Annotated in this window: 21 protein-coding genes, 1 other RNA gene, 2 pseudogenes and 1 riboswitch; of the genes and pseudogenes, 5 read left to right on the forward strand and 19 right to left on the reverse strand. The window is 44.4% G+C overall.

Annotated features, from left to right (window positions below):
• Nucleotides 1-144 precede the first annotated feature (144 nt).
• The 3 genes from fbpC to NYE68_RS11985 form a co-directional block, all read right to left on the reverse strand.
• Nucleotides 145-240: a Fur-regulated basic protein FbpC gene (fbpC, locus tag NYE68_RS11975; protein WP_025284905.1), complete on the reverse strand. Its 96-nt coding sequence runs from the start codon at nt 238-240 to the stop codon at nt 145-147.
• A gap of 72 nt (nt 241-312) precedes the next feature.
• Entirely contained in the window at nt 313-819 is a 507-nt protein-coding gene (locus NYE68_RS11980) for an isoprenylcysteine carboxyl methyltransferase family protein (RefSeq protein ID WP_003153565.1), read from the reverse strand.
• The gene (locus NYE68_RS11985; RefSeq protein WP_061890673.1) at nt 819-1,919 is read right to left on the reverse strand and encodes a 3-oxoacyl-[acyl-carrier-protein] synthase III C-terminal domain-containing protein; all 1,101 of its coding nucleotides are present in this window, start codon (nt 1,917-1,919) and stop codon (nt 819-821) included. The genes NYE68_RS11980 and NYE68_RS11985 overlap by 1 nt, the downstream gene beginning before the upstream one ends.
• Before the next feature lie 165 nt (nt 1,920-2,084).
• On the opposite strand from NYE68_RS11985, the gene NYE68_RS11990 reads away from it, so the two are divergent.
• Nucleotides 2,085-2,693: a GNAT family protein gene (locus NYE68_RS11990; protein WP_015417690.1), complete on the forward strand. Its 609-nt coding sequence runs from the start codon at nt 2,085-2,087 to the stop codon at nt 2,691-2,693.
• 28 nt (nt 2,694-2,721) lie between these two features.
• Here the strand turns inward: NYE68_RS11990 and NYE68_RS11995 are convergent, their stop codons facing one another.
• Complete coding sequence (locus NYE68_RS11995) at nt 2,722-3,030, reverse strand: MGMT family protein (protein ID WP_015417691.1); 309 nt, start codon at nt 3,028-3,030, stop codon at nt 2,722-2,724.
• Between the two features lie 222 nt (nt 3,031-3,252).
• Here NYE68_RS11995 and NYE68_RS12000 point away from each other — a divergent pair, with 222 nt between their 5' ends.
• Both NYE68_RS12000 and NYE68_RS12005 read left to right on the forward strand, forming a co-directional pair.
• A complete protein-coding gene (locus NYE68_RS12000) occupies nt 3,253-3,516 on the forward strand; it encodes a hypothetical protein (protein ID WP_032866282.1) in 264 nt (87 codons plus the stop codon).
• A gap of 776 nt (nt 3,517-4,292) precedes the next feature.
• A pseudogene (locus tag NYE68_RS12005) lies at nt 4,293-4,811 on the forward strand (YetF domain-containing protein).
• A gap of 255 nt (nt 4,812-5,066) precedes the next feature.
• Here the strand turns inward: NYE68_RS12005 and NYE68_RS12010 are convergent.
• Nucleotides 5,067-5,633 carry a cysteine hydrolase family protein gene (locus NYE68_RS12010; RefSeq protein ID WP_061860659.1) on the reverse strand — a complete coding sequence of 189 codons (567 nt, stop codon included), beginning with the start codon at nt 5,631-5,633 and terminating at the stop codon, nt 5,067-5,069.
• Between the two features lie 345 nt (nt 5,634-5,978).
• On the opposite strand from NYE68_RS12010, the gene NYE68_RS12015 reads away from it, so the two are divergent.
• Complete coding sequence (locus tag NYE68_RS12015; RefSeq protein WP_039254755.1) at nt 5,979-6,254, forward strand: hypothetical protein; 276 nt, start codon at nt 5,979-5,981, stop codon at nt 6,252-6,254.
• 245 nt (nt 6,255-6,499) lie between these two features.
• On the opposite strand, the gene pbuX is transcribed toward NYE68_RS12015, so the two are convergent.
• The 5 genes from pbuX to NYE68_RS12040 all read right to left on the reverse strand — a co-directional run bounded on the left by pbuX (nt 6,500) and on the right by NYE68_RS12040 (nt 12,546).
• Entirely contained in the window at nt 6,500-7,804 is a 1,305-nt protein-coding gene (gene pbuX / locus NYE68_RS12020; RefSeq protein ID WP_012117824.1) for a xanthine permease PbuX, read from the reverse strand.
• Nucleotides 7,801-8,385: a xanthine phosphoribosyltransferase gene (gene xpt, locus NYE68_RS12025; protein ID WP_012117825.1), complete on the reverse strand. Its 585-nt coding sequence runs from the start codon at nt 8,383-8,385 to the stop codon at nt 7,801-7,803. Before xpt ends, pbuX begins: the two co-directional genes overlap by 4 nt.
• A 99-nt stretch (nt 8,386-8,484) precedes the next feature.
• A riboswitch (purine riboswitch) is annotated at nt 8,485-8,584 on the reverse strand.
• Between the two features lie 133 nt (nt 8,585-8,717).
• The gene (locus tag NYE68_RS12030) at nt 8,718-10,220 is read right to left on the reverse strand and encodes a carboxypeptidase M32 (protein ID WP_324636785.1); all 1,503 of its coding nucleotides are present in this window, start codon (nt 10,218-10,220) and stop codon (nt 8,718-8,720) included.
• A 111-nt stretch (nt 10,221-10,331) separates the two neighbouring features.
• On the reverse strand, nt 10,332-12,251 hold the full coding sequence (locus tag NYE68_RS12035) for an ATP-dependent DNA helicase (RefSeq protein WP_254003264.1): 1,920 nt from the start codon (nt 12,249-12,251) through the stop codon (nt 10,332-10,334).
• A gap of 103 nt (nt 12,252-12,354) precedes the next feature.
• Nucleotides 12,355-12,546: a hypothetical protein gene (locus NYE68_RS12040; RefSeq protein WP_003153550.1), complete on the reverse strand. Its 192-nt coding sequence runs from the start codon at nt 12,544-12,546 to the stop codon at nt 12,355-12,357.
• A gap of 165 nt (nt 12,547-12,711) precedes the next feature.
• On the opposite strand from NYE68_RS12040, the gene NYE68_RS12045 reads away from it, so the two are divergent.
• Nucleotides 12,712-12,864, forward strand: coding sequence for a YpzG family protein (locus NYE68_RS12045; RefSeq protein WP_003153548.1), 153 nt, complete (start codon nt 12,712-12,714; stop codon nt 12,862-12,864).
• Between the two features lie 40 nt (nt 12,865-12,904).
• Here NYE68_RS12045 and NYE68_RS12050 read toward each other — a convergent pair whose 3' ends face one another.
• The 9 genes and pseudogenes from NYE68_RS12050 to NYE68_RS12090 all read right to left on the reverse strand — a co-directional run bounded on the left by NYE68_RS12050 (nt 12,905) and on the right by NYE68_RS12090 (nt 20,279).
• Nucleotides 12,905-14,071: a class I SAM-dependent RNA methyltransferase gene (locus NYE68_RS12050; protein ID WP_015417697.1), complete on the reverse strand. Its 1,167-nt coding sequence runs from the start codon at nt 14,069-14,071 to the stop codon at nt 12,905-12,907.
• A gap of 96 nt (nt 14,072-14,167) precedes the next feature.
• Nucleotides 14,168-14,549: RNase P RNA component class B (rnpB, locus tag NYE68_RS12055), an RNA gene on the reverse strand.
• 55 nt (nt 14,550-14,604) lie between these two features.
• Nucleotides 14,605-14,904: a cell division regulator GpsB gene (gene gpsB, locus NYE68_RS12060; RefSeq protein ID WP_003153541.1), complete on the reverse strand. Its 300-nt coding sequence runs from the start codon at nt 14,902-14,904 to the stop codon at nt 14,605-14,607.
• A 79-nt stretch (nt 14,905-14,983) separates the two neighbouring features.
• Complete coding sequence (locus tag NYE68_RS12065; RefSeq protein ID WP_033574708.1) at nt 14,984-15,532, reverse strand: DUF1273 domain-containing protein; 549 nt, start codon at nt 15,530-15,532, stop codon at nt 14,984-14,986.
• Between the two features lie 88 nt (nt 15,533-15,620).
• On the reverse strand, nt 15,621-15,857 hold the full coding sequence (gene cotD, locus NYE68_RS12070) for a spore coat protein CotD (protein WP_003153539.1): 237 nt from the start codon (nt 15,855-15,857) through the stop codon (nt 15,621-15,623).
• A gap of 83 nt (nt 15,858-15,940) precedes the next feature.
• Nucleotides 15,941-16,048: pseudogene (locus NYE68_RS12075) on the reverse strand (hypothetical protein); the annotation flags it as partial.
• A gap of 121 nt (nt 16,049-16,169) precedes the next feature.
• Entirely contained in the window at nt 16,170-17,408 is a 1,239-nt protein-coding gene (locus NYE68_RS12080) for a ribonuclease H-like domain-containing protein (protein ID WP_113766751.1), read from the reverse strand.
• Between the two features lie 19 nt (nt 17,409-17,427).
• Nucleotides 17,428-19,674: a DEAD/DEAH box helicase gene (locus tag NYE68_RS12085; protein WP_014418230.1), complete on the reverse strand. Its 2,247-nt coding sequence runs from the start codon at nt 19,672-19,674 to the stop codon at nt 17,428-17,430.
• 98 nt (nt 19,675-19,772) lie between these two features.
• On the reverse strand, nt 19,773-20,279 hold the full coding sequence (locus NYE68_RS12090; RefSeq protein ID WP_012117833.1) for a PTS glucose transporter subunit IIA: 507 nt from the start codon (nt 20,277-20,279) through the stop codon (nt 19,773-19,775).
• Between the last annotated feature and the right edge of the window lie 108 nt (nt 20,280-20,387).

Consider the following 20,387-nt stretch of genomic DNA (forward strand, 5'->3'; position numbering starts at 1 on the left):
TTTTCATTTTTAGAAAGCTCTGAAAAAAACCTCTCCCCCATTTTACACAAGAATGGCTCACTTTTCTTCAGGAAACGCAAAAAAGCCGCCGATATCGGCAGCTGATAAAGAAAAAACACCCGCGGCAGGAAAAACCGCAGATGTTTAAGAAGACATCGATTTATTCGAAACTTTTTTCAATACGAAACCAATTAAAACACTGTATGTACAAACGGCTGCAAATAAAAATAACATTGTCATTTTCGGCACCACCTTGAATGAGAATCATTTTCATATTTACATCTTATCATGAGTGAGAATGATTTTCAATCTCTATTTTGCGGTGTTTTCTTCTAGCGCTTTCTCTTCGGCGCGAATCCTCACAGTGAGCATGCAGGCATTGAGAATCGAAAAGAGAAACAGTGTCCAATACGCTCCGTATAACAGCGGCAGAAAAATAAATTCTAAGATGACGACCGCGTAGTTCGGGTGCTTCATCCACCTGTACGGCCCCTTTCTGACAAGCTCCGCATCCGGCACGACAAGGATTTTCGTATTCCAATACCGCCCTAATGATAATAGCGCCCAATACCTGATCCCCTGTACAAATAAAATAATACATATAATGGCGGCCCACCTTGGAGAAAGCGTTTTTTGAAACGCCGCCACCTCAGCTGTAAGAGAGACGAAAAAGAGCACGTGCATCAGGACGAGAAAGGGATAATGTCCTTCTCCGTATTCGACTGCGCCTTGCTTTTTCACCTTTTGCTCATTGCGCCGGGCCACGATCATCTCCGCAATCCGCTGGGCCGCAAGCAGCATGATAAACAGCCAAAACATTAAGAAGCCCCCTTTTCCCAGCTGAACAGCAAAAGCTCAGACGAAAATCCCGGCCCGAGAGCGCCGATCAACCCTTTTTCGTTTTCTTTCTGCCGTCCGCGGAGCAACTGTTCTTTTATCACATGAAAAATAGTTGCGGAAGACATGTTCCCGTGTTTTTGCAGCACCTTCCGAGATGCCGCAAGCTGCCCGGTGTCCATTGAAAGACTCGTTAAATAGGCGTCAATGACCTTTTTCCCGCCTGGATGGGCAAGAAAGGTTTTAATGTCGTGAGGACTGACGCCATATGCAAATAAAAATTCATCAACATTGTCCTTCAGCCACTGTGAAACCAGGGTGGGAATGTCTCTTGAAAAAATGACTTGAAAACCGCTGTCGGTGAATTCCCAGCCCATCACATCTTCCGCATCCGGCATCATCACCGATTGAGTGGCGAATATCCGCGGAAGAAGCGGCTGTTTGACGTCGTTTCGGTTCGCCTTTTCTCCTCCGATTAGTACTGCGGCAATTCCGTCCGCAAACAGAGAAGTTCCGATTAAGTTGCTTTTTGACTTGTCGTTAGGCTGAAACGTTAAACTGCAGAGTTCAGCCGCGATGACAAGCACGTATGCTTCAGGATACGCGCGGCAGTATTCGTACGCCCTGGACAGGCCGGCCGCTCCGCCCGCGCATCCTAAACCCCAGATCGGTATCCGTTTTGTTTTCGCAGAAAACGGTAGCTGATTCATCACTTTCGCTTCAATGCTGGGTGTTGAAAGCCCGGTGCTGGAAATAAAAAAGATCGCATCGACTTTTTCATATGGAAAGGGATTTGTTAAACAATCCGGGTTTGTTAAACAATCAAGTGCCGCATCCGCACTGTGCTTTACGGTTTCTTCCGTATACAGCCGGTTTTTTTCTGAAAAACCCCGTGCCGTTTTATACCATTCAATCGGCCGGACAAACTGCCTTGATTCAATTTCGCCGTTTTGAAAGGCTTTTAACAGCCGATCAATATCCTTAAATGAATCGGCAAACATCCCTCTCGCAAAATCCGCCGCCGTTTCTTGCGAGACATGATACTTCGGAATGCTCGTTCCGACAGATAACACATATGCCATGACCATCACCTCTTTACATAAAGGTTTCCGCTTTTTTCCTGAATGTATGCATAAGTTTGAATCGAGGATTTCACTGACCCGCCATTTTAATAGGAAATTGGCCCTTTTGAATAAGAAACTCTTCGACTATACTTAATCCATTCATAAAAAAAGGTTGTGATAGGAATGCTGAAGCCTGTCATTCTTAAAGGATCACTCGTTCAGTTAGAGCCGCTGGCGATTGATCACACTCAGGCACTCTGTGACGCTGGTTCAGAAAATAGGACGACTTACGCTTACACCCATGTTCCTGACGGAATCGAAGAAACAAAGCGTTATATTGAGCGCGCGCTTTCCGATTATGAAAAAGGACTTGCATTGCCATTTGCAGTACGGAGTCTTGAAACAGACCGAATCGTCGGAAGCACGCGGTTTATGGATGTGAAAGTGTTTACGCGGCCGGCGGACGCAGCTCCGGAAGTGTGTGAGATCGGCAGCACATGGTATGCCTCTGCCGTGCAGCGGACCGGTGTCAATACGGAATGTAAACTTCTGTTGCTGACCCATGCGTTTGACGTGTGGCAAGCTGTCAGGGTGACGCTAAAAACCGACGTTCGCAACCAACGCTCACGGACTGCGATTTTGCGGATCGGAGCCCAATTTGAAGGGATCCGCCGCGCACACATTCCGGCTGTCGACGGCGGCCTCAGAGATACCGCCTACTACTCCATCCTTCGGGAGGAATGGCCTTATATCCGGCAAAACCTTTCTGGCCGGCTCAAAGCATATAACTGAAAAACCTGCCGATATATGGCAGGTTTTTTTACATATTCGGATCATATACGTATAAATTGAGATCGATCCGTCCGTCTGACGTGACCGCTACCCCCTCAGCTTCAAGAGACAGCTTCTGTACAGAAAACATCTCTTCGTCTCTCAATCCGATTTCGCCCTTTGCATTGATGACCCTGTGCCAAGGAAGACGATGCTTTTTACTCATGGAGTGAAGAATCCTCACAACCTGCCTCGCTCCCCGCGGACTTCCCGCAAGATCGGCAATTTGACCATACGTCATCACTTTTCCTTCAGGAATCTGTTTGATAATGGCTACGGCCCGTTCCGTAAATGTCATGCAACTCCTCATTTCGCAAGAGCAGATGATTTTTGAGAAAATCAGCCACTTTCTGATCTTATATTTATAGATGATAATTGCTTCATCATCATACTTATTTCATCTCTGCGTTTAAATAGATTATCTGTTTGTTCACAAAAAATTAACAAAGATAAACATGTACATATTTAACATAATATGTAATAATACAGTTGTATCAAAAAAAGAAAAGGAGTGTTTACAATGAAAATGAAAAAAGCTTTAGCCGGCTCAGCCCTATCACTCGCTTTACTCTGTTCTGCCGCCCCTGCTTTTGCCGCAGGTCCTGCTGATACACCTTCTGCAGAAAGTAAAACGAAGGAAGTATCTGCTTTGGCGACGTTCATACTTAATGGTTCCGGCCCTGATTATCCTACTTCAATTTACCGGAATGGAATCACCTATTATTTAGACAACATCACCTTCCATGGTGCTGATGGCACTTGGACAGCCGTCTACAAAAGCTGATTTTTCATGACGCGGAATGTTTGTTCTAAGCAACAACTAAAAATAATCCGTATGTTACCGTGCCGATAAGAGAATAAATGATTGCTAACATGTACCTAAAAAGTGTCAAAATTAAAAATTGTGACAGATTCTGAATTATCTCTTGCTCTACTTGTATCAGCACCTTCTGCTTTTGCAACTGCTGGACGATATCAACAATTGGTATCTAAAAGGAGTTTCTTTCCGGAACGGAATCTGGTATGGGAATGATGAGCGCTGTTACTAATATGAAGGGGCTTTGCCCCTTTTTCTAGTTTCACTTCCTTTTATAATTGATCCAACATACGGCACCTAGGTGCGTAATTTCATTTCACCCGATGATCATTATCAGTCGTACTGTTTTCTGCTTTTAGACGCAAAAACACATAATCTAAAATTCTCTCCTGCCATAGGTTTTTTGATCGGATCCTGCAGCACTTTAGTGAATCACATGTCTATCCAAAAGCCGAGCCTCAACTCTTTACGAAGAATCAATCCAGATCCTTCAGAACATTTCTATGGACGCTTGAGTTCCCCAGCTCATGTTAAGGTAACTCTATTCTTGATATATGCTGACGTAAACAAAAGGCCATGGAATGTTTTTCCTCCCCTCTTTAGTTATCAAATGTAAGGGCAATAATTCTTCGTAAGCAAGTACCCCATAAAACCTCTTACTTGCTCTTTTATTTTTGATAAAACACAATCCAGGGTGATAACATGAGATTTGCTGGGAAGAATTAATTATAATTGCATTCGGAATGATTTTACTGAGAATTTCAGGGAGAAAATCCATTGCACAAATGACCATCGCACAGACAATGGTGATGATGTCAATCGGTACGATTATCGTTCATCCCATTGTAGAAACCAGTGAAAACATTAATCGCTGCGTCTATTCTTTCTAGCGCTTTGATTATGATGGAATGGTTTCAAGTAAAAGTAAACTGGATTGAATTTTTTTAACCGGAAAATCTAAATTCGTTATAGAAGACGGCCAACTCAATATAGAAAACTTAAAGAAGCTGAGACTGACAGCAGATCAACTCGAAATGCGTTTAAGACTTCTTGGCATTTCAAATATAAACACAATTAAATATGCCACTTTAGAAGCTAATGGACAATTAGGCTACGAATTAAAAGATGACTGTAAGCCTTTAACCATCAAAGACCTTAAAAATGTGATCGATCCAAAATGTCATAACAAAGAGCCTCAGCCTCAAAAAGATGATCAAGCCAATCTATTCGAGGAAATCAAAAAACACCAGACTCAGCACTGAATAATTCGCTGATTAGTAAAGCCTTTTGTTATTCAAACCGAAGCCGAATCAGACCGTTAACCGCCGATCATTTTTTACCGAAACCGGTTTACAAGAAACAAAAAAAAGCATCTGAAGCAGATGCCTTTTTAAAATTGATATTGCGACGATGAAAAAGAGTCGGCAACCCCCGTATTTTCCGAAGAGGTCCTTGTATGCGCCTGAATATGCTTTTCAGCCGCCTATCCCTACCGCCGGCCTTAGCCATAATGTTAATCAGTTTGTTTTTATAAAATCATTGATTAATTGATCAGTCGTTAATATTGTGGCAAATTCATCATGCAACGTGGCCAGAGATATATTGTGAATAGTCTCTGCATCATAATATGTATCATTTTGGTCTCTCATTCCAAAGGCTGCTGTTGCATCTGAAATCAGGTATGTATCAAATCCTAAATTACCGCTCATCCTTGTGGTTGTTGAAACACAGTGCGGCGTAGTCAAGCCAGTGATTACGACAGTTGTTATATCATTTGCTTTTAAAAGCTCTTCTAGATTAGTCCCAATAAAGCTGCTGTTTACTTTCTTGGTTATAATGACTTCTTTATCCATAGGTTTAACGATTTCCTTTATAGCAACCCCCTCATTTTTTGGATAAAATAAAGAACCAGGTTTATCAGAAATATGTTGTATGTATATGACTGTCCATCCTTTTTCTCTCCATAATTTCAGTATTTTGCTGATATTTTCTTCCGCCTTTACGTTATTTCGTTCTCCCCACTTTTTATCATCAAAGGCTTTTTGTACATCCACAATGATTAAAGCTTTTTTCTTTTCTGCCATCAGATAACCTCCTATATTGAAAATTCGTATTTATAACATTTTAAATAAAGATTTTACTTTTGTACAATTGTTTCAGTGTTAAATTTCATATCGCACCTTCCCCGTTGGAAAAGCGCTGGAATAGCTAAAAGCAAGCACTCAAAAGCTGCAGCTCACCAGAAGCCAGCAATATTCAACTCTTTTTCTCTATATACTTATCAATATTCTGAAATAAGCCGCAATAGTGAATGAAAGGACTGCCCCTAACTACATTCACGCTCACAAAATATTAACAAAAAAACCCTTGGTTATTTTTGTATTGTATGTAATAATACAAGTGTATTAAAAAACAAAGGAGTGTTCAAAATGAAATTAAAAAAAGTTTTAACTGGTTCTGCCTTGTCTCTCGCTTTACTCGTTTCCGCTGCCCCTGCTTTTGCATCTAGCCCTGGTCATACAAATAGCGACTCAACTCAAACAAAAATTTCGACACAAGCGACCAAAGATTCTTTTACAATAGATTACCTTCATAGATGGGATATCCCAAATACAACTGTTAAGAATGGTGTTACATATTACCTTAAGAAAGTAGAGATAATCGAAGGGTTCTATCGCGCAACTTTTGAAGGATGGATTAATTAAAAAAAGGGGCTTTCCCTTCTTTTCACTCTCATTTGTAAGGATCCGTGCACAAGATACTCGTTCACGTACATATAGTCCGGGACGGTTTTTCGGCGAAATAAGGCGGATGCCTCATCACTCAATTTGTTTCTTTTCAAACAATGAAACTAATAAAAAAAGAGAATGCCTCGCAAAAAGTTCATCAACTTTCGGAAGCATCCTCGATCTGGATAAAATAAGATGTTATTTTAAAGAAGAACGGATAACTAACCCTCTTGAACCCTTGTCACATCAAGGGTTTTTTTCGTTTTAGGAATCATATTATAAATAATATTCAAAAGGACGGCGGTAAAGCTTCCGGCGACGATTCCGTTTGTGGTCAGCAGATTTAAGTAAGACGGCAGGTGCTTAAACATATCGGGAACGACGGTTACACCGAGTCCCAATCCGACCGAACACGCGACAATCAGAAGGTTTTCCTGCTTTTTAAAGTCAATTTGACTGAGCATTTTAATGCCGTAGGAGATGACCATGCCGAACATGGCCACCATCGCGCCTCCCAGTACGGAAGACGGGATGATGGTCGTGAAGGCTGCGATTTTCGGAAAAAGGCCGAACAGCATTAAAAGTGCGCCCGTGACACCGATAACCGCGTTTTTCTTAATTCCCGTCAGCTGCACGAGGCCGACGTTTTGGGAATAAGCCGTGTACGGAAAAGCATTAAAAATGCCGCTGATGAATACCGCCAGGCCTTCCGCACGGTAGCCTTTTGCTAAATCACGTTCAGACAGGCGCCGGTTTGTCAGATCACCGAGAGCGAAATAGACGCCGGTTGACTCAACAAGGCTGACAATGGCAACGATGGACATCGTAATAATCGGTGCCGCATGAAATGTCGGCGTCCCGAAGTAAAACGGTTTAATCATTTGAATGGCATCAGCATTCGCCACATTGTCAAATTGCACTTTTCCCATAAAATATGCGATGGCCGTCCCGATGACAATGCCGATTAAAATCGAAATGGATTTCAAAAATCCTTTTGTAAACCGATAAAGCAGCACGATGATGACGAGCACCGTAAATCCGAGGGCAAGGTTAGCCGGATCACCGAAATCCTTGCTGCCTTCCCCGCCGGCAATATGATTCATCGCGACCGGCATTAAGGTCATCCCGATAATCGTCACGACAGATCCGGTTACGACAGGCGGGAAAAAGGATACGAGCTTGCCGAAGAAAAACGACAGCAGAATGACAAGCAGACCCGATGCCAAAATGCTTCCGTAAATGGCTGAAATCCCGTACTCCTTACCGATGGAAATAATCGGCGCTACCGCGGTGAACGTACAGCCGAGCACAACGGGCAAGCCGATGCCGAAACATTTATTCCTCCATACTTGAAGCAGCGTAGCCGCCCCGCACATAAAAATGTCAATTGATACGAGATATGTCAGCTGTTCTGCGTTCAGTCCCAATGCCGCTCCTACAATTAAAGGAACGACGACGGCGCCGGCATACATGGCAAGCACGTGCTGGATACCGAGTGAAAGTGTTTTGGCATAGCCGTTTTTCATGAACGGACCTCCTGTACAAATGTCACTTTTCCGTCTTCAAGCGATTGAATTCTCGCCAGTGATTCGACCCGGCATCCTTTTTTCACCAGCTCATCTCTTCCCGGCTGAAATGACTTTTCAATGACGATTCCGATCCCGCAAACCGCTGCGCCTGCTTGTTTTACAATGGATAAAAGTCCTTCTGCCGCCTGTCCGTTCGCTAAAAAGTCGTCAATGATTAACACGCGGTCATCTTTCGACAGATGATTTCCGGAGATTGCAATCTGACTTTCTGTTTTTTTCGTGAAAGAATAGACGGATGCCGTCAGCAGATCATCCGTTAATGTGAGAGACTTCCTTTTTCTCGCAAAGATGACGGGAACGCCGAGTTCAAGGCCGGCCATCACCGCAGGGGCAATGCCCGAAGATTCAATTGTGACGATTTTGGTTATCTCGTCTTTTTCAAAACGGCGCGCAAATTCCCGGCCGATCTGCTGCATGAGAACCGGATCAATTTGATGGTTTAAAAAAGAATCCACTTTCAGCACTTGATCAGAAAGAACAATTCCGTCTTCTGCTATTTTTCGTTTTAATGCTTCCACAATGATTACCCCCGCTTATAAAAAAATAAAAAAGCATTGCCCGCTCTCAATAAAAAGAGCAAGCAATGCCGAATGATCTACACGCAACGGCCGAATAAAGCCGTTCCATTGCTCACTCATAGTCGGACATTTACGGTGACCGGTAGAAACTTGCGTGCCATATCCACGCGATTATATGAGTGTTCGTATGATATTAATCAAATTATAACAAGATACACTTCTTTTGCATAGTGAAATTTGAATATTTCCGAACTTTTACAAAGAATTGGTTTTCGATTATTCGTGTTTTTAGAATTTTTAGAAAAACACCCGGTGTATGCCGGGCGTTTCGTTTATAAATATAAATTTGAATATTTGCCGACGAGATACTCAATGAGATATTGAACGTTCAGCTCTTCTCCCGTTGCATCTTTTATGATGTCAAGCGGCATTTTGCGTCTTCCGTGCTGATGAACCTTTTCTGTCAGCCATTGTTTGATCGGCTCAAAATCGCCCCGTTCTATTAATTGGTCAAATTCAGGCAGATCCTCAAGCATGGTATACTTCAGCTGTGCCGCATACATATATCCGAGCGCATAGGAAGGGAAATAGCCGAAATCGCCGCCCGCCCAATGTACGTCCTGCAAAATGCCTTTTGCGTCAGATGGCGGCGTAATGCCTAAATAATCATGATATTTTTGATTCCACAATGCAGGCAGTTCTTCCACTGTCACTTCATTGCTGAAAATCGCTTTTTCAATTTCATAACGGATAATAATATGAAGCGGATATGTCAGCTCATCGGCTTCAATTCGGATAAATGTCGGTTTCGCCTCATTTACGGCGCGTACAAAGTCCTCTCTTTTCACATCTTGAAATTGATCAGGCGAAGCCTCAACCATTTTTTCATAATAGGCGGTCCAGAAATGTTGATTTCTGGCGATAAAGTTTTCATAAAATAATGATTGGGATTCATGAATTCCCATGGATGCACCGTCAGATAAGTTCGTTCCGCTCAACGCTTCGTCAATATTCTGCTCGTAGATCGCATGCCCGCATTCATGAATCGTTCCGAAAATTGCCGTGCGGAAATCGTTTTCGTCATATCTGGTCGTCACCCGCACATCGCCCCGGTTGATTGTCGTCGCAAACGGATGCACCGTCTCGTCCAGGCGGCCGCCGTCAAAATCATACCCGAACTCTTTTAAGAAATACAAGGAGAGGGCTCTTTGTTGTTCTTTCGAAAACGTTTTCGTTATAAAGGAAGTGTCCGGTTTATTGCCGGATTCCGTCACTTTTTTGATAAGCGGAATAATCGCTTCCTTCAATTCAGAAAACAGCTGATCCAGCACCTTTACCGTAACACCCGGTTCGAAAATATCGAGCAATGCGTTGTATGGATGATCTTCATAACCCCAATACGAAATAAACCGCTTATTAAAATTAATCAGCTTCTCAAGGTACGGAGCAAACATAGAAAAATCAGAGGCAGCCTTTGCATCCTCCCAAGCCGTTTCAGCTTTCGATGTTAAAATGACATATTCTTTATACTCATCTTCAGGAATTTTTTTATTATGATCATAATCTTTTTTCGCAAGTTGCGCCGCTTTCACTGTATCTTCAGGCAGCTCTTCTGCATGTGCGAGAAGGATGTCGATCAGCTCTTTCATCCGGTCGGATATCTGGATTTGAAAAACGTCAGCCGACAGCTGTCCGATGCTTTCCGCCCGGTCATCAGAGCCTTTTTTCGGGGCTCCCGTTCTTAAGTCCCAGTGCATAAGCGCAATGGCTTCTTCATAGTGGGACACCCTTTTTAACAGATCAAAAAACTCTTTTTCATATGTATGTAAATCCATATCCGTTCCCCTCCCTTTTCACTATCAATTACAGGCTAATGGAACGCCGTGATAAAGTCAACTTCCCGGATTTAAAAAAGCCGCAGGATAAGAATCCTGCAGCTTTTGTTTTTATACGATTTTCGGTGTAACAGGCAAAACCTTTTTGACTTCGGCCAAGACCCGCTCACTTTCTCCGCCCGCATAAATGGATATGGTTCCGCTGTCCTGATTAGAACGGATGAGGCGGCCGATTCCCTGCCGGACTCTTAAGAGCATGTACGGCAGATCAACTTCCTCAAACGGATCTTTTTTCGCTCCATTCCGCTTTGCGGTAAACACGGGATCATGAGGCGGATACGGCAATGCCCAAATGGTCACATTCCGGAGCGAGTCACCGGGAATGTCAAGACCTTCCCATAAGTGGACGGAACAAAGCACGGATTCTTCATCCCGCTGGAATTTTTCGACCAGACTGCTGATCTCTTCGTCACCTTCGTAGTATATCGGATACGGCAGCTCCCACGCGGCAGCCTGTTCTTTAAATTCCTTCATGTCTTCAAAGGAAGGGAAAAGAACGAGGGTGCGTCCTTCATTCTTCTTAATGGTTTCAATCGTTTCGGCTGTTTTCTGCTCAGACGTCATGTCACCGTGAAGCGCAACAGACATTTGCTCCTCGTAATCGTACGGAGATTCAACGGTGAATGATAAAGGATCACGGATTCCGAGGCTGTCAGCGATATAATCAAATGAACCGCCCTCAGAAAGAGTGGCCGATGAGAAAATATAAGGGATCTTTTTAGAAAAGACCTTTTCTCCCAAAACTTCGGCTACTGTTCTCGGCATAACGACAAACGTTGAGTCTGTATCCCGCGTTTCAAGCCAGCTGATGGCATCCTTTTGATACAGCGACAGCGAATATGCCATTTGTTCGACGTATTCTTCTACAACTGACAGCTCGTACTTATCGATCGTATACATTTCCGATTCAAATACGAGCGCCTCGCCGATTTTATCGAGCAGACGGCACAGTTCGTCAGCCGCACGCTTAACACGCTGGTCGTTTTGGATGTCCAATCGGTGAGAGCCGGCGATTTCCTTCGATTCCTCTGACAGCACATAGAAAAACTCATCGTTTGCGGCAAGGGCATCTTCAATCAGTTCGGCGAATTCCTCTCTGATATCATTTTGAAGCAGACGCTCTAAAAACAGCTCAAGCGTCGACTGCTTCACACGATACGTTAACGCTTTTTGCGCGGCGAATTCCAGCAGATGTCCTTCATCAAACACGACGGCGCTGTGATCCGGCAAAAGCGGCAGCTGTCCTTCCCTTTTGCGTGATTCTTCCGTCCATACATGCTCCATGTAGAAATCATGGGAGCAAACAATCAGATCCGTTGATTTTCTGTAATGATCTCTTGAAAGTGTTAAACCGCATCTATGTCTCATATCACATGTTAAACAATCTTGGAAGGAATCATAGCTGACGCCTGCCCACTCTTCATTTGTCAAATCAGCGTACTGTTTGCGGTCGCCGTACGGATAAAAGCGCTGCATCGCTTGTGACTCGTGTACGAATGAAGGCAGCGACTCATAAAGATCCAGCCACTTTTCATCATCAGAACGCTGTATCGTTTTCTCAAGCTTTTTCAGACACAAATACTGCTCATGGGATTTGGACAGCCGTGTATCAATCTGCAGATCCAAATGTTCTGTCAGCTTGGAAATGTCGCCTTCTTTTTTGACAAGCTGTTCAATTAACGTTTCATCGGCGCAGGCGATAATGGCCGGTTTCCCCGTATATCTGGCATAGCTGATGGCAAACAGCAGATATACCAGCGTTTTCCCCGTACCGACTCCTGCCTCAGCGAACATGACCTTTTTCTCTTTAAATGCCCGTTCAAGCTGAAACGCCATAAATACCTGCTCATCCCGAAGGTCAAAGCCTTTCTCGGGAAGGATATCGTAAAACACGTCACCAATCCAATTGTTCAATTCTTCGTAAAAATTCTTTTCTTTTGTTAAAGCAAAAGGCAAACGTGATGTTGTCACCCAACTCCAACCCCTAACTATTCGGCATTCAGACCATCTATAATATCATTTAACCCTTTTCAATACAACAAAAAAACTTGGCCTCGCCAAGTTTTTGCCATTATCATTTCCGGTTAATGATATGTGTACATAGGAACGGATGGTCTGTTGAATGTGTATGTTTTACCGCATTTTCAAGTTCTTCCTGTGCGTGTGTCATGGCGGAAGGACCGAACTCCGCTCCGGCTTCCTCCAGCCGGAAAGCAGTTGCGTCTAACGCCTTTTGTATTTTACTGAAGTGCTCGCTGTTCAGCATAAAATAGATCACCTCTCAAATAGAAATAATCATCATTCTATGCCGATGCTTCACTTTCTATACATGCCATTCTGAATGATCCGCACCTGACCTGCACAAACTACAACAGATATTCGATCGAATATCCATCTTCACAAAATTATTCTATCCGGGAGTGATGGTTACATGAGTTATAAAGATCGATTAGATCAGCATTCTGAATTGTTTCATCACAATTGGACGCGGCCGAAACGCTCTAAATCGCAAGTGAACGGCCACACCGAAATGTCCCAGACCAACATTATTTTACGGAGCAACGCAAAAGCGCACCGCTGGTAATGGCAGAATAAAACGTAAAGATGCCGGAGAAGACGCTGTTTCAGGCGTCTTCTCTTTGTTGCGGCTTTTTCCGTTGCGGCCGCACTTTAGCCCAGTACTGATAATAATCCGTTTTGATAAAACCGTTAAAGAGCTTCCGTTTTTTGGTTGCTTTTCTTCCGTAGACCTCTTCAAATTGTTCATTTGACGTCAACATGTAGACAGACCATGTATCAAGAGATTCAAATGCCCGGCCCATTTCTTTATACATCTGCTCGACTTCCCTTTTTTCGCCGAGCCGTTCGCCGTACGGAGGGTTTCCGACGATTACGCCGTATTCGAGTTTCGTCGTAAAATCCTGCACCCGCATTTGCTTGCATTCGATCAGGTCACCGAGTCCCGCTTCTTCTGCGTTTTCTTTGGCGATGTTTACCATCCGGTGATCCACGTCACTGGCAAAGATCTGCAGCGGCTGATCATAGTTCGCCTTTTCTTCCACTTCAAGACGCGCCTTGTCCCACAGTTCTTTTCCGATCCATTCCCAGTCTTCTGAAACAAAATCACGGTTAAAACCGGGAGCAATGTTTTGTCCGATTAAAGCGGCTTCAATGGCGATCGTGCCGGAACCGCAGAACGGATCGACGAACGGACGGTCAGGCGTCCAGTTGGTTAACTGAATTAACGCGGCAGCGAGCGTCTCTTTAATCGGAGCTCCTCCCTGATCAACCCTGTATCCCCGTTTGTGAAGGCCTGTTCCTGATGAATCCAGTGTAAGCACGGCTTTATCTTTTAAAAGGGAAATCTCCACCTTATACTCGGGGCCCGTTTCTTCAATCCATTCATTTTGTTTTCCTGATTGCAGTTTCAGCTTTTCCGCTATCGCCTTTTTGACGATCCGCTGGCAGTCAGGCACACTGGCAAGCACTGATTTCACGGATTTTCCGATAACGGGGAACTTTGCGTTTTCCGGAATGTACGCGCGCCAGTCAATCGCTTTTGTTTTTTCAAACAGCTCATCAAACGTTTTCGCCTGAAACTCGGCGACCTGTACTTTAATGCGGTCAGCCGTCCGCAGCCATAAGTTAGCGCGGCAGATCGCAAGCGCATCTCCTTCAAAAATGACTTTTCCGTTGTCTACTTTGCATTCATAACCTAAATCACGCACTTCTTTGGCGACGATCGCTTCGATTCCCATCGGCGCCGTCGCTATTAGTGTGTACTTCTTCATCGTATCACCCTGTCTCTTTTAAGCTTTCGTTTCATTCAAGATAAAAGCTCCCCTTTAAAGGAGAGCTCTAATTTGTCATATCAATAATGTTTAACGTTCTGTAAGCCATGTTTTGTTCCGTCGTACTGCAATCGGCTCATCACCTCGTACTCAGGCGGCAATCATCTATCTACAGAAAGTATTCTGTCCTTCTATCTGTTCAGTTCCTTCAAGAAGGTTCCCCTACCAAAATTTGGGTTTCTCGCTCGAGGGGTTTACCGCGTTCCACTCTCACCATTTCTGATGAGACTTCGTCACTGTGGCACTTTCAAGGATACTCAGCCATATCCGGAGACGTAGGCTTTTTTCCTGCCGTCAGCCTATCAAGGCTGCCCTAGCTTATTTCTTCGCTAGGCACGAACACTACGGGCATCTCAGCACCGTGCGAGCATGGACTTTCCTCTACAGATTCAAAGATCTGCAGCGATTACCCGAACGTTAAGAACACTTGTTCATTATAAAGCAACTTGTCTCATTTGACAAGTGCATCTGCCCTATTCGTCATAAAGTTTGCTGCCGAATACATGTTTCTCAAGGTTGGACAGCCTTTTCAGAATGTCAAAGTTGGTCGTATTGGACTGCACCGGCTGTTTTTTGCTTGCTTCTTCAAGCTGTTTTTTCAGCTGCAGATTTTCTTGCTGCAGTTCTTCAATTTCTTGATGAAAGGTTTCATAATCCTTAATAATCATATCTAAAAATTTGTCAACGTCTTCTTGTCTGTAACCTCTAACGCCTGTTTTAAATTCTTTTTCCAAAATGTCTTTCGCAGAAAGCTTTACTTTATCAGCAAGCATCTTTTTCACCTCATATCGTGAATCATCATGTTATATTTTATTCAGAAACACGTCCCGTTGTCAAATATTCTCTGACGTGTTATGTAAAGAAATCTTCTTCTTCAACGGCGGCACGGAGATCATCCATCGTAATCGAATAAATCGGATATCCGTCTGTTTCACGGCGTTTTTCTGCCTGCTGCAGCATATATTTCGGCGATCCTTCCATTTCAGGATCATATAAAAGCAAAAGCGCATCTGACTTTTCAATAAAGAACGCGTTTTTCTGCCGGAATTGGAGCGGACTTTCGTACGGCCGATGCGTCAGGCTCTCCTCATAATCTGCCTGAGCAAGCACCGCTTCATACATTTCTTTATTCGGTTCCTTCCACTTTTCCTCCTGACCGTAGAAAGGCGTGATAACGGCAACCTTTAATTCCGGATACTCTTCTCTGAGATCGTACGCCGTTTCTGCCGCCCAAAGCTCAGTCCCCAGCTGTCCGGATATGAGAATCCATTCCAAGCCTTCGTCAATAAAGCTTCTGAGTCTGGTTTCTAGCGCCTTTTTTATATAAACAAGCGCCCGGTCATCCTGTTTAAAAATCCCGAGTTCAAACGGCTTGTATCCTGTTACGGCTAATACTTTCAATTGATCACCTGCTTAAAAAATGGGGCTCCCCATCGGGCCCCATTTTGATTTGCTGATATCCTAACCGATCTTGCTTAAGCGTTCAATACTAATGATCGCAGCAAGGGCTTCCGCACTGAAAATGCTGGTGAGTTGTCGGGTCAACATTTGAAAAAGTGTGCGGATAGTAATGAACGTGCTCAAAGTTGTGGTGATTTACGTTAGTTGTATGTTGCGGATGAATATGCGGCACAACCGTGTTAGAAAAGCAATGGTGTTCACAGCAATGAGTCGGATGGACAATCGGCGGCATCACGTTTGGTCTGCAACAATGATGATGAAACATGCTAAATCCCCTCTCCATTAACTTTTATTACACTGTTAGGTTATGAAGAAAAGAGGGTGCATGTTCTAATTCAATCACCCAATTTAAAAGTGTGTCAGCAAGCTGTCTTTAAAATTCGAAAATACAAACGCAATCAAAAAAACCACGACAAAGAACAAGTAAAAAACACCTTTATACATACCAACTCTCCCCTATAAATAACTAACGCTATTTTACAAGATGCGGCACCATTCTACAACAAAATCGATGCGGATTCAGAAAAAAATATTTTTGGCGAAACAGCTCGGCTTTTGCGCTTTCCCGGGCAATATTTCAAGAAGAATATTTCCTCTTAAGCCGGGCAATTCTCACATGGAGCTTCTCGGCTTCTTTTTCCGAAATTTCCCCGTCTTCTGCCGCCTGCTGCGCGGCCTGCAGAGCTTTTTTATAATTTTTTGCGTGATGCTCAAAATAGATCGCCAGCTCTACCGCTGATTGGTGTCTGCATATGTGAAGATCAGAGCCCGTCAGTTTCTCCCAAAGGGGCACGGCGTCTTGCCTGCGGTTTTGTTTTTTATAAAGCATTGCTAAGTCAAAAAGGGCCCGATCCGAATCTTCAAAGGCTTTGCCTTGCAGCGCTTCCAGCTGTGAAACAGCCCGATCGGTTTCTTTATGAGCGATAAACCATTTCGCCATGGCGTATGCTTCCTGACGTTCTGACGTCTGATCAGAAGATGCAAAAATCTTTTTTGACATATGGATGTAAAGAGCGATGAGGGAAAGCACATCTTGTTCATTATGCGAGAGCACTCCCTTTAAAAGAGCCGGATCCTCCGCCTTTAAAAATTGAAAATACAGCATCGGCGCCAAATAACCAGGTGTGTCTTCGTCCCTTTTAAAAGCAAGCTCTTCATTTTCAACCGCCGAAAGCGATACACGCTCTAATTTATGTTTCCAAAGCCGTCTCGCCCCGTGCAGAAGATCAAAGTGTCCGAAGTCAGGAAGTTTCGGAAGCCTGTCCCGCAGCAATGTATGCCTAGTTTTTACCTGCGGCCAGTCAAAGGCTTTTCCGTTATACGTAACAAGAGACGTAATGTCAACCTCACTTAAAAAGCTTTTGTAAAGAGCCGTCTCGTTTCCCGGTTTAGGAAGCAGATGCTGTTTAACCGCGACACGGTCTTCATACACTCTTGCATGACCGAGCAAAAAAATCATATTGCCGGCCCCGCCGCCGAGGCCGGTCGTTTCAGTATCAAAGAAGAACAGCTGGCTTTTTTCGTATCCTTCTGCTGATAAAGTATGCGTCAAACCGCCTTTATTCCATAATGCCATGACGTCATCAAGTTCACTGAAGCTGTACCGTCCGTGGCGGTGCGAAAGCGGATAGACGGTTTCGCGGATAAGACAGTATTCATCCTCAAAAAAGAAAGGCTTCACTCCGAATGCCTCCCATTCTTCTCTAAATGGGACTTGAATATCCGAGACCGAAAGTTGTGAAGCTGCCGGCTTTTTTTCAGCTTCCGGCACATTCAGGTGGTTTTTCATCCGCTTTAATTTATTTTTCAAGGACATCTTTCGTCCCCCTTTTCTTTTACACGTAATTCAAGAGCCGGAGTATCGCTTTCTTTGCATCTATTCCTTCTATTTCGGAGCCGATGCAGGAAGGACATCCGTCTTGACATGGACATTGTCTGATCAGGCGCTCAGCCCCTTCATTGATTTCATCAAATCGCTTATATACTTCATCGGCAAGTCCGATTCCGCCCGGATAATGATCATACAGAAAGATTGTCGGAAGTCCGGTATGTGCGGCTTTGATTTGCGGCACGACATGCACGTCATTTCGGTCGCACATGACGTATACAGGCACGATATGCTGCAGGACGTGGGCAATGCCTAAAAGCAGCTGTTCAAGCGTTTTTTCGCCGATCTCCGAATCCGTCTCTTTCAATTCAAGCCAGGCAGCACTGGTATGCAGTTCTTCTTCTGGAAGATGAATCGGCCCTGATCCTATATTTTCAAATGTCGTCATTTTAATTTTTTTAAATATTGTCGGAAGTGCGTTCACGGTTACATCGCCGAAATGTAAGGCCGTTTTCTTTCTGCTGTCCGTTCTGTCAATGTCCAGCACTTTCAGCTGCACCGCTAAATTGGCATCTGTATAATATTCGACATCGACCTTTCGTACGTACGCTTTTTTATGGTCCCAATCAAGCTTTTCAACCTGGTACTGCACCCCTTCATGAAGATAAATCGCTTCATCATGAAGAAGCGTCATCGCGCTGAAACGGTCCATTTCTCCGATGATTTTTACATCAGCCGTCTCTGACCGGTCAACGATGACCACGTTTTCCTGTGACGCCGAACGGAGACTGATGTTGGAGGCGGGAAAAGATTCGCTCGCCCAGTGATAGCGTTCGCGGTTTTCGTGAAGCACCCCTTCTTCTTCTAAATACTCGAGAATGTCTCTTGCATCATTTTCTCCGAATGTTTCATCGGCTCTGAAAGGCAGCTCATACGCAGCGCATTTCAGGTGATCGACCAATATAATGAGATTATCAGGATTAATCCTTGCAGATTCAGGCGAGCGTTTAAAGAAATAATCAGGATGGCGCACAATATATTGGTCAATCGGATCAGAGTTCGCCACCATCACGATAAGCGCCTCTCCCTGCCGCCGTCCGGCCCGGCCCGCCTGCTGCCATGCGCTCGCGACACTGCCCGGGTACCCCGTCATCACGCAGACCTGAAGCTGGCCGATATCAACGCCAAGCTCCAGCGCGTTTGTGCTGACAACCCCGAGAATGCTGCCGTCTCTTAACCCCCGCTCTATATCTCTTCTTTCTTTCGGAAGATATCCGCCGCGATAACCTCTGACAGACTTCGCGCCGATTTCCTTTTTTACGATCTCCTGAATGTGGCTTAAAATAATTTCAACCCGCACACGGCTTCTTGCAAAAACAATCGTCTGGATCTTATTTTTCAAAAAAGTTTTGGCAAGTTCGTTCACTTCCACGGTGGCGCTTTTTCGAATATGCAACGGTTTATTTATAATCGGAGGGTTGTAAAAAGCAAAATGCTTTCTTCCGGCCGGGGCGCCGTTGTCGTCAATCAGGCGCACTGATTTTCCCGTCAGCTGCTCCGCCAATTCCATCGGATTGGCGATTGTGGCGGATGTGCAGATAAATGACGGCTTGCTTCCGTAAAAAGCGCAGATTCTCATTAAACGGCGGATGACGTTCGCCACATGGCTGCCGAATACGCCGCGATACGTATGTAATTCATCAATGACGATATATTTCAGGTTTTCAAACAGACTCACCCATTTTGTATGGTGGGGAAGAATGGCTGAATGAAGCATATCGGGATTTGTGATCACAATATGCCCGGCTTTTCTGACTTTCTGCCTGATGGCCGGAGACGTATCTCCGTCATAGGTGAAGCTTTTAATGTCCATGCCCGTCTCGTCTATGATTTCGTTCAGCTCGCTTTTTTGATCCTGTGCGAGCGCCTTTGTCGGAAATAAATAAAGCGCGCGGCTTGAGGCATCTTCCGCGATAGACTGAAGAACCGGAAGATTATAGCACAGTGTTTTTCCGGAGGCCGTCGGTGTGACAGCCACAATGCTTTCTCCGTTTTGAACCGTCTGAAAAGCGGAGTATTGATGTGTAAAGAGCCGCTCGATCCCCCTCTTTTCGAGAGCCGCCCGAATGTTCGGATCTACTTGCTCCGGCATCGGCATGGTTTTCGCCTCCCGCGGTTCCTCTTCATGCCAATGCACAATATTTTCATGATTTTTTAATTCCTGTATCAGTTCGCTCAGTGATTTTTTCTTCATCGTTCACACCTCTTTATGAGGTACAGTTTACCGAATATTTGTTTGCCTGGCTAGATGAAAATCCTGCACAAGAAAAAAAGCAGGGAATCAGCCCCTGCCTACTTCATTTTTATCGTAAAAAGCTCTGTTTGTCCTTTTTTCGCTTCATTTGCGCCTGCAAATTGCAAAGGTTCTGCGGCATCGCCATTCATAATCACCATAGGGATGACGGTGCTGCTTGCTTTTTCTTTTATTAAATCCAGCCGGCACGTTAAAAGCAGATCGCCTGTTTTCACTTTGTCGCCTTCTTTTACATGCGCTTCAAAGCCTTCACCGTTCATATTGACGGTATCCAAGCCGACATGTATCAAAAGTTCCGCTCCGGAAAGGGTGCGGATGCCGACAGCATGTTTTGTATGGAACAGCTGAATCACTTCTCCCTCAACCGGTGAAACAATGTCTCCGTTTGCAGGCTCGACGGCGATCCCATCCCCCATCATTTTTTGTGAAAATACAGGATCCGGCACTGAAGCCAAATCCATCACCGCTCCGTCAGCCGGAGAAAAAATCACTTCTTCGGCCGGCTTTTTCCGGCTGTCTCCCAATCCAAATAATTTTTTCAGCAATGTGTTGTGCTCCCCTTCCTAAATGTGAATCCGTTACCAGTTTATTCTCCACTATTTAACCATACTTTCTTTTTTCCTTCAATTCTTAACCATACGGCATAACATCGC

It is taken from the genome of Bacillus sp. FSL R5-0447 (assembly GCF_038606125.1).
In the GTDB taxonomy this organism is placed as follows: Bacteria; Bacillota; Bacilli; order Bacillales; family Bacillaceae; genus Bacillus; species Bacillus velezensis.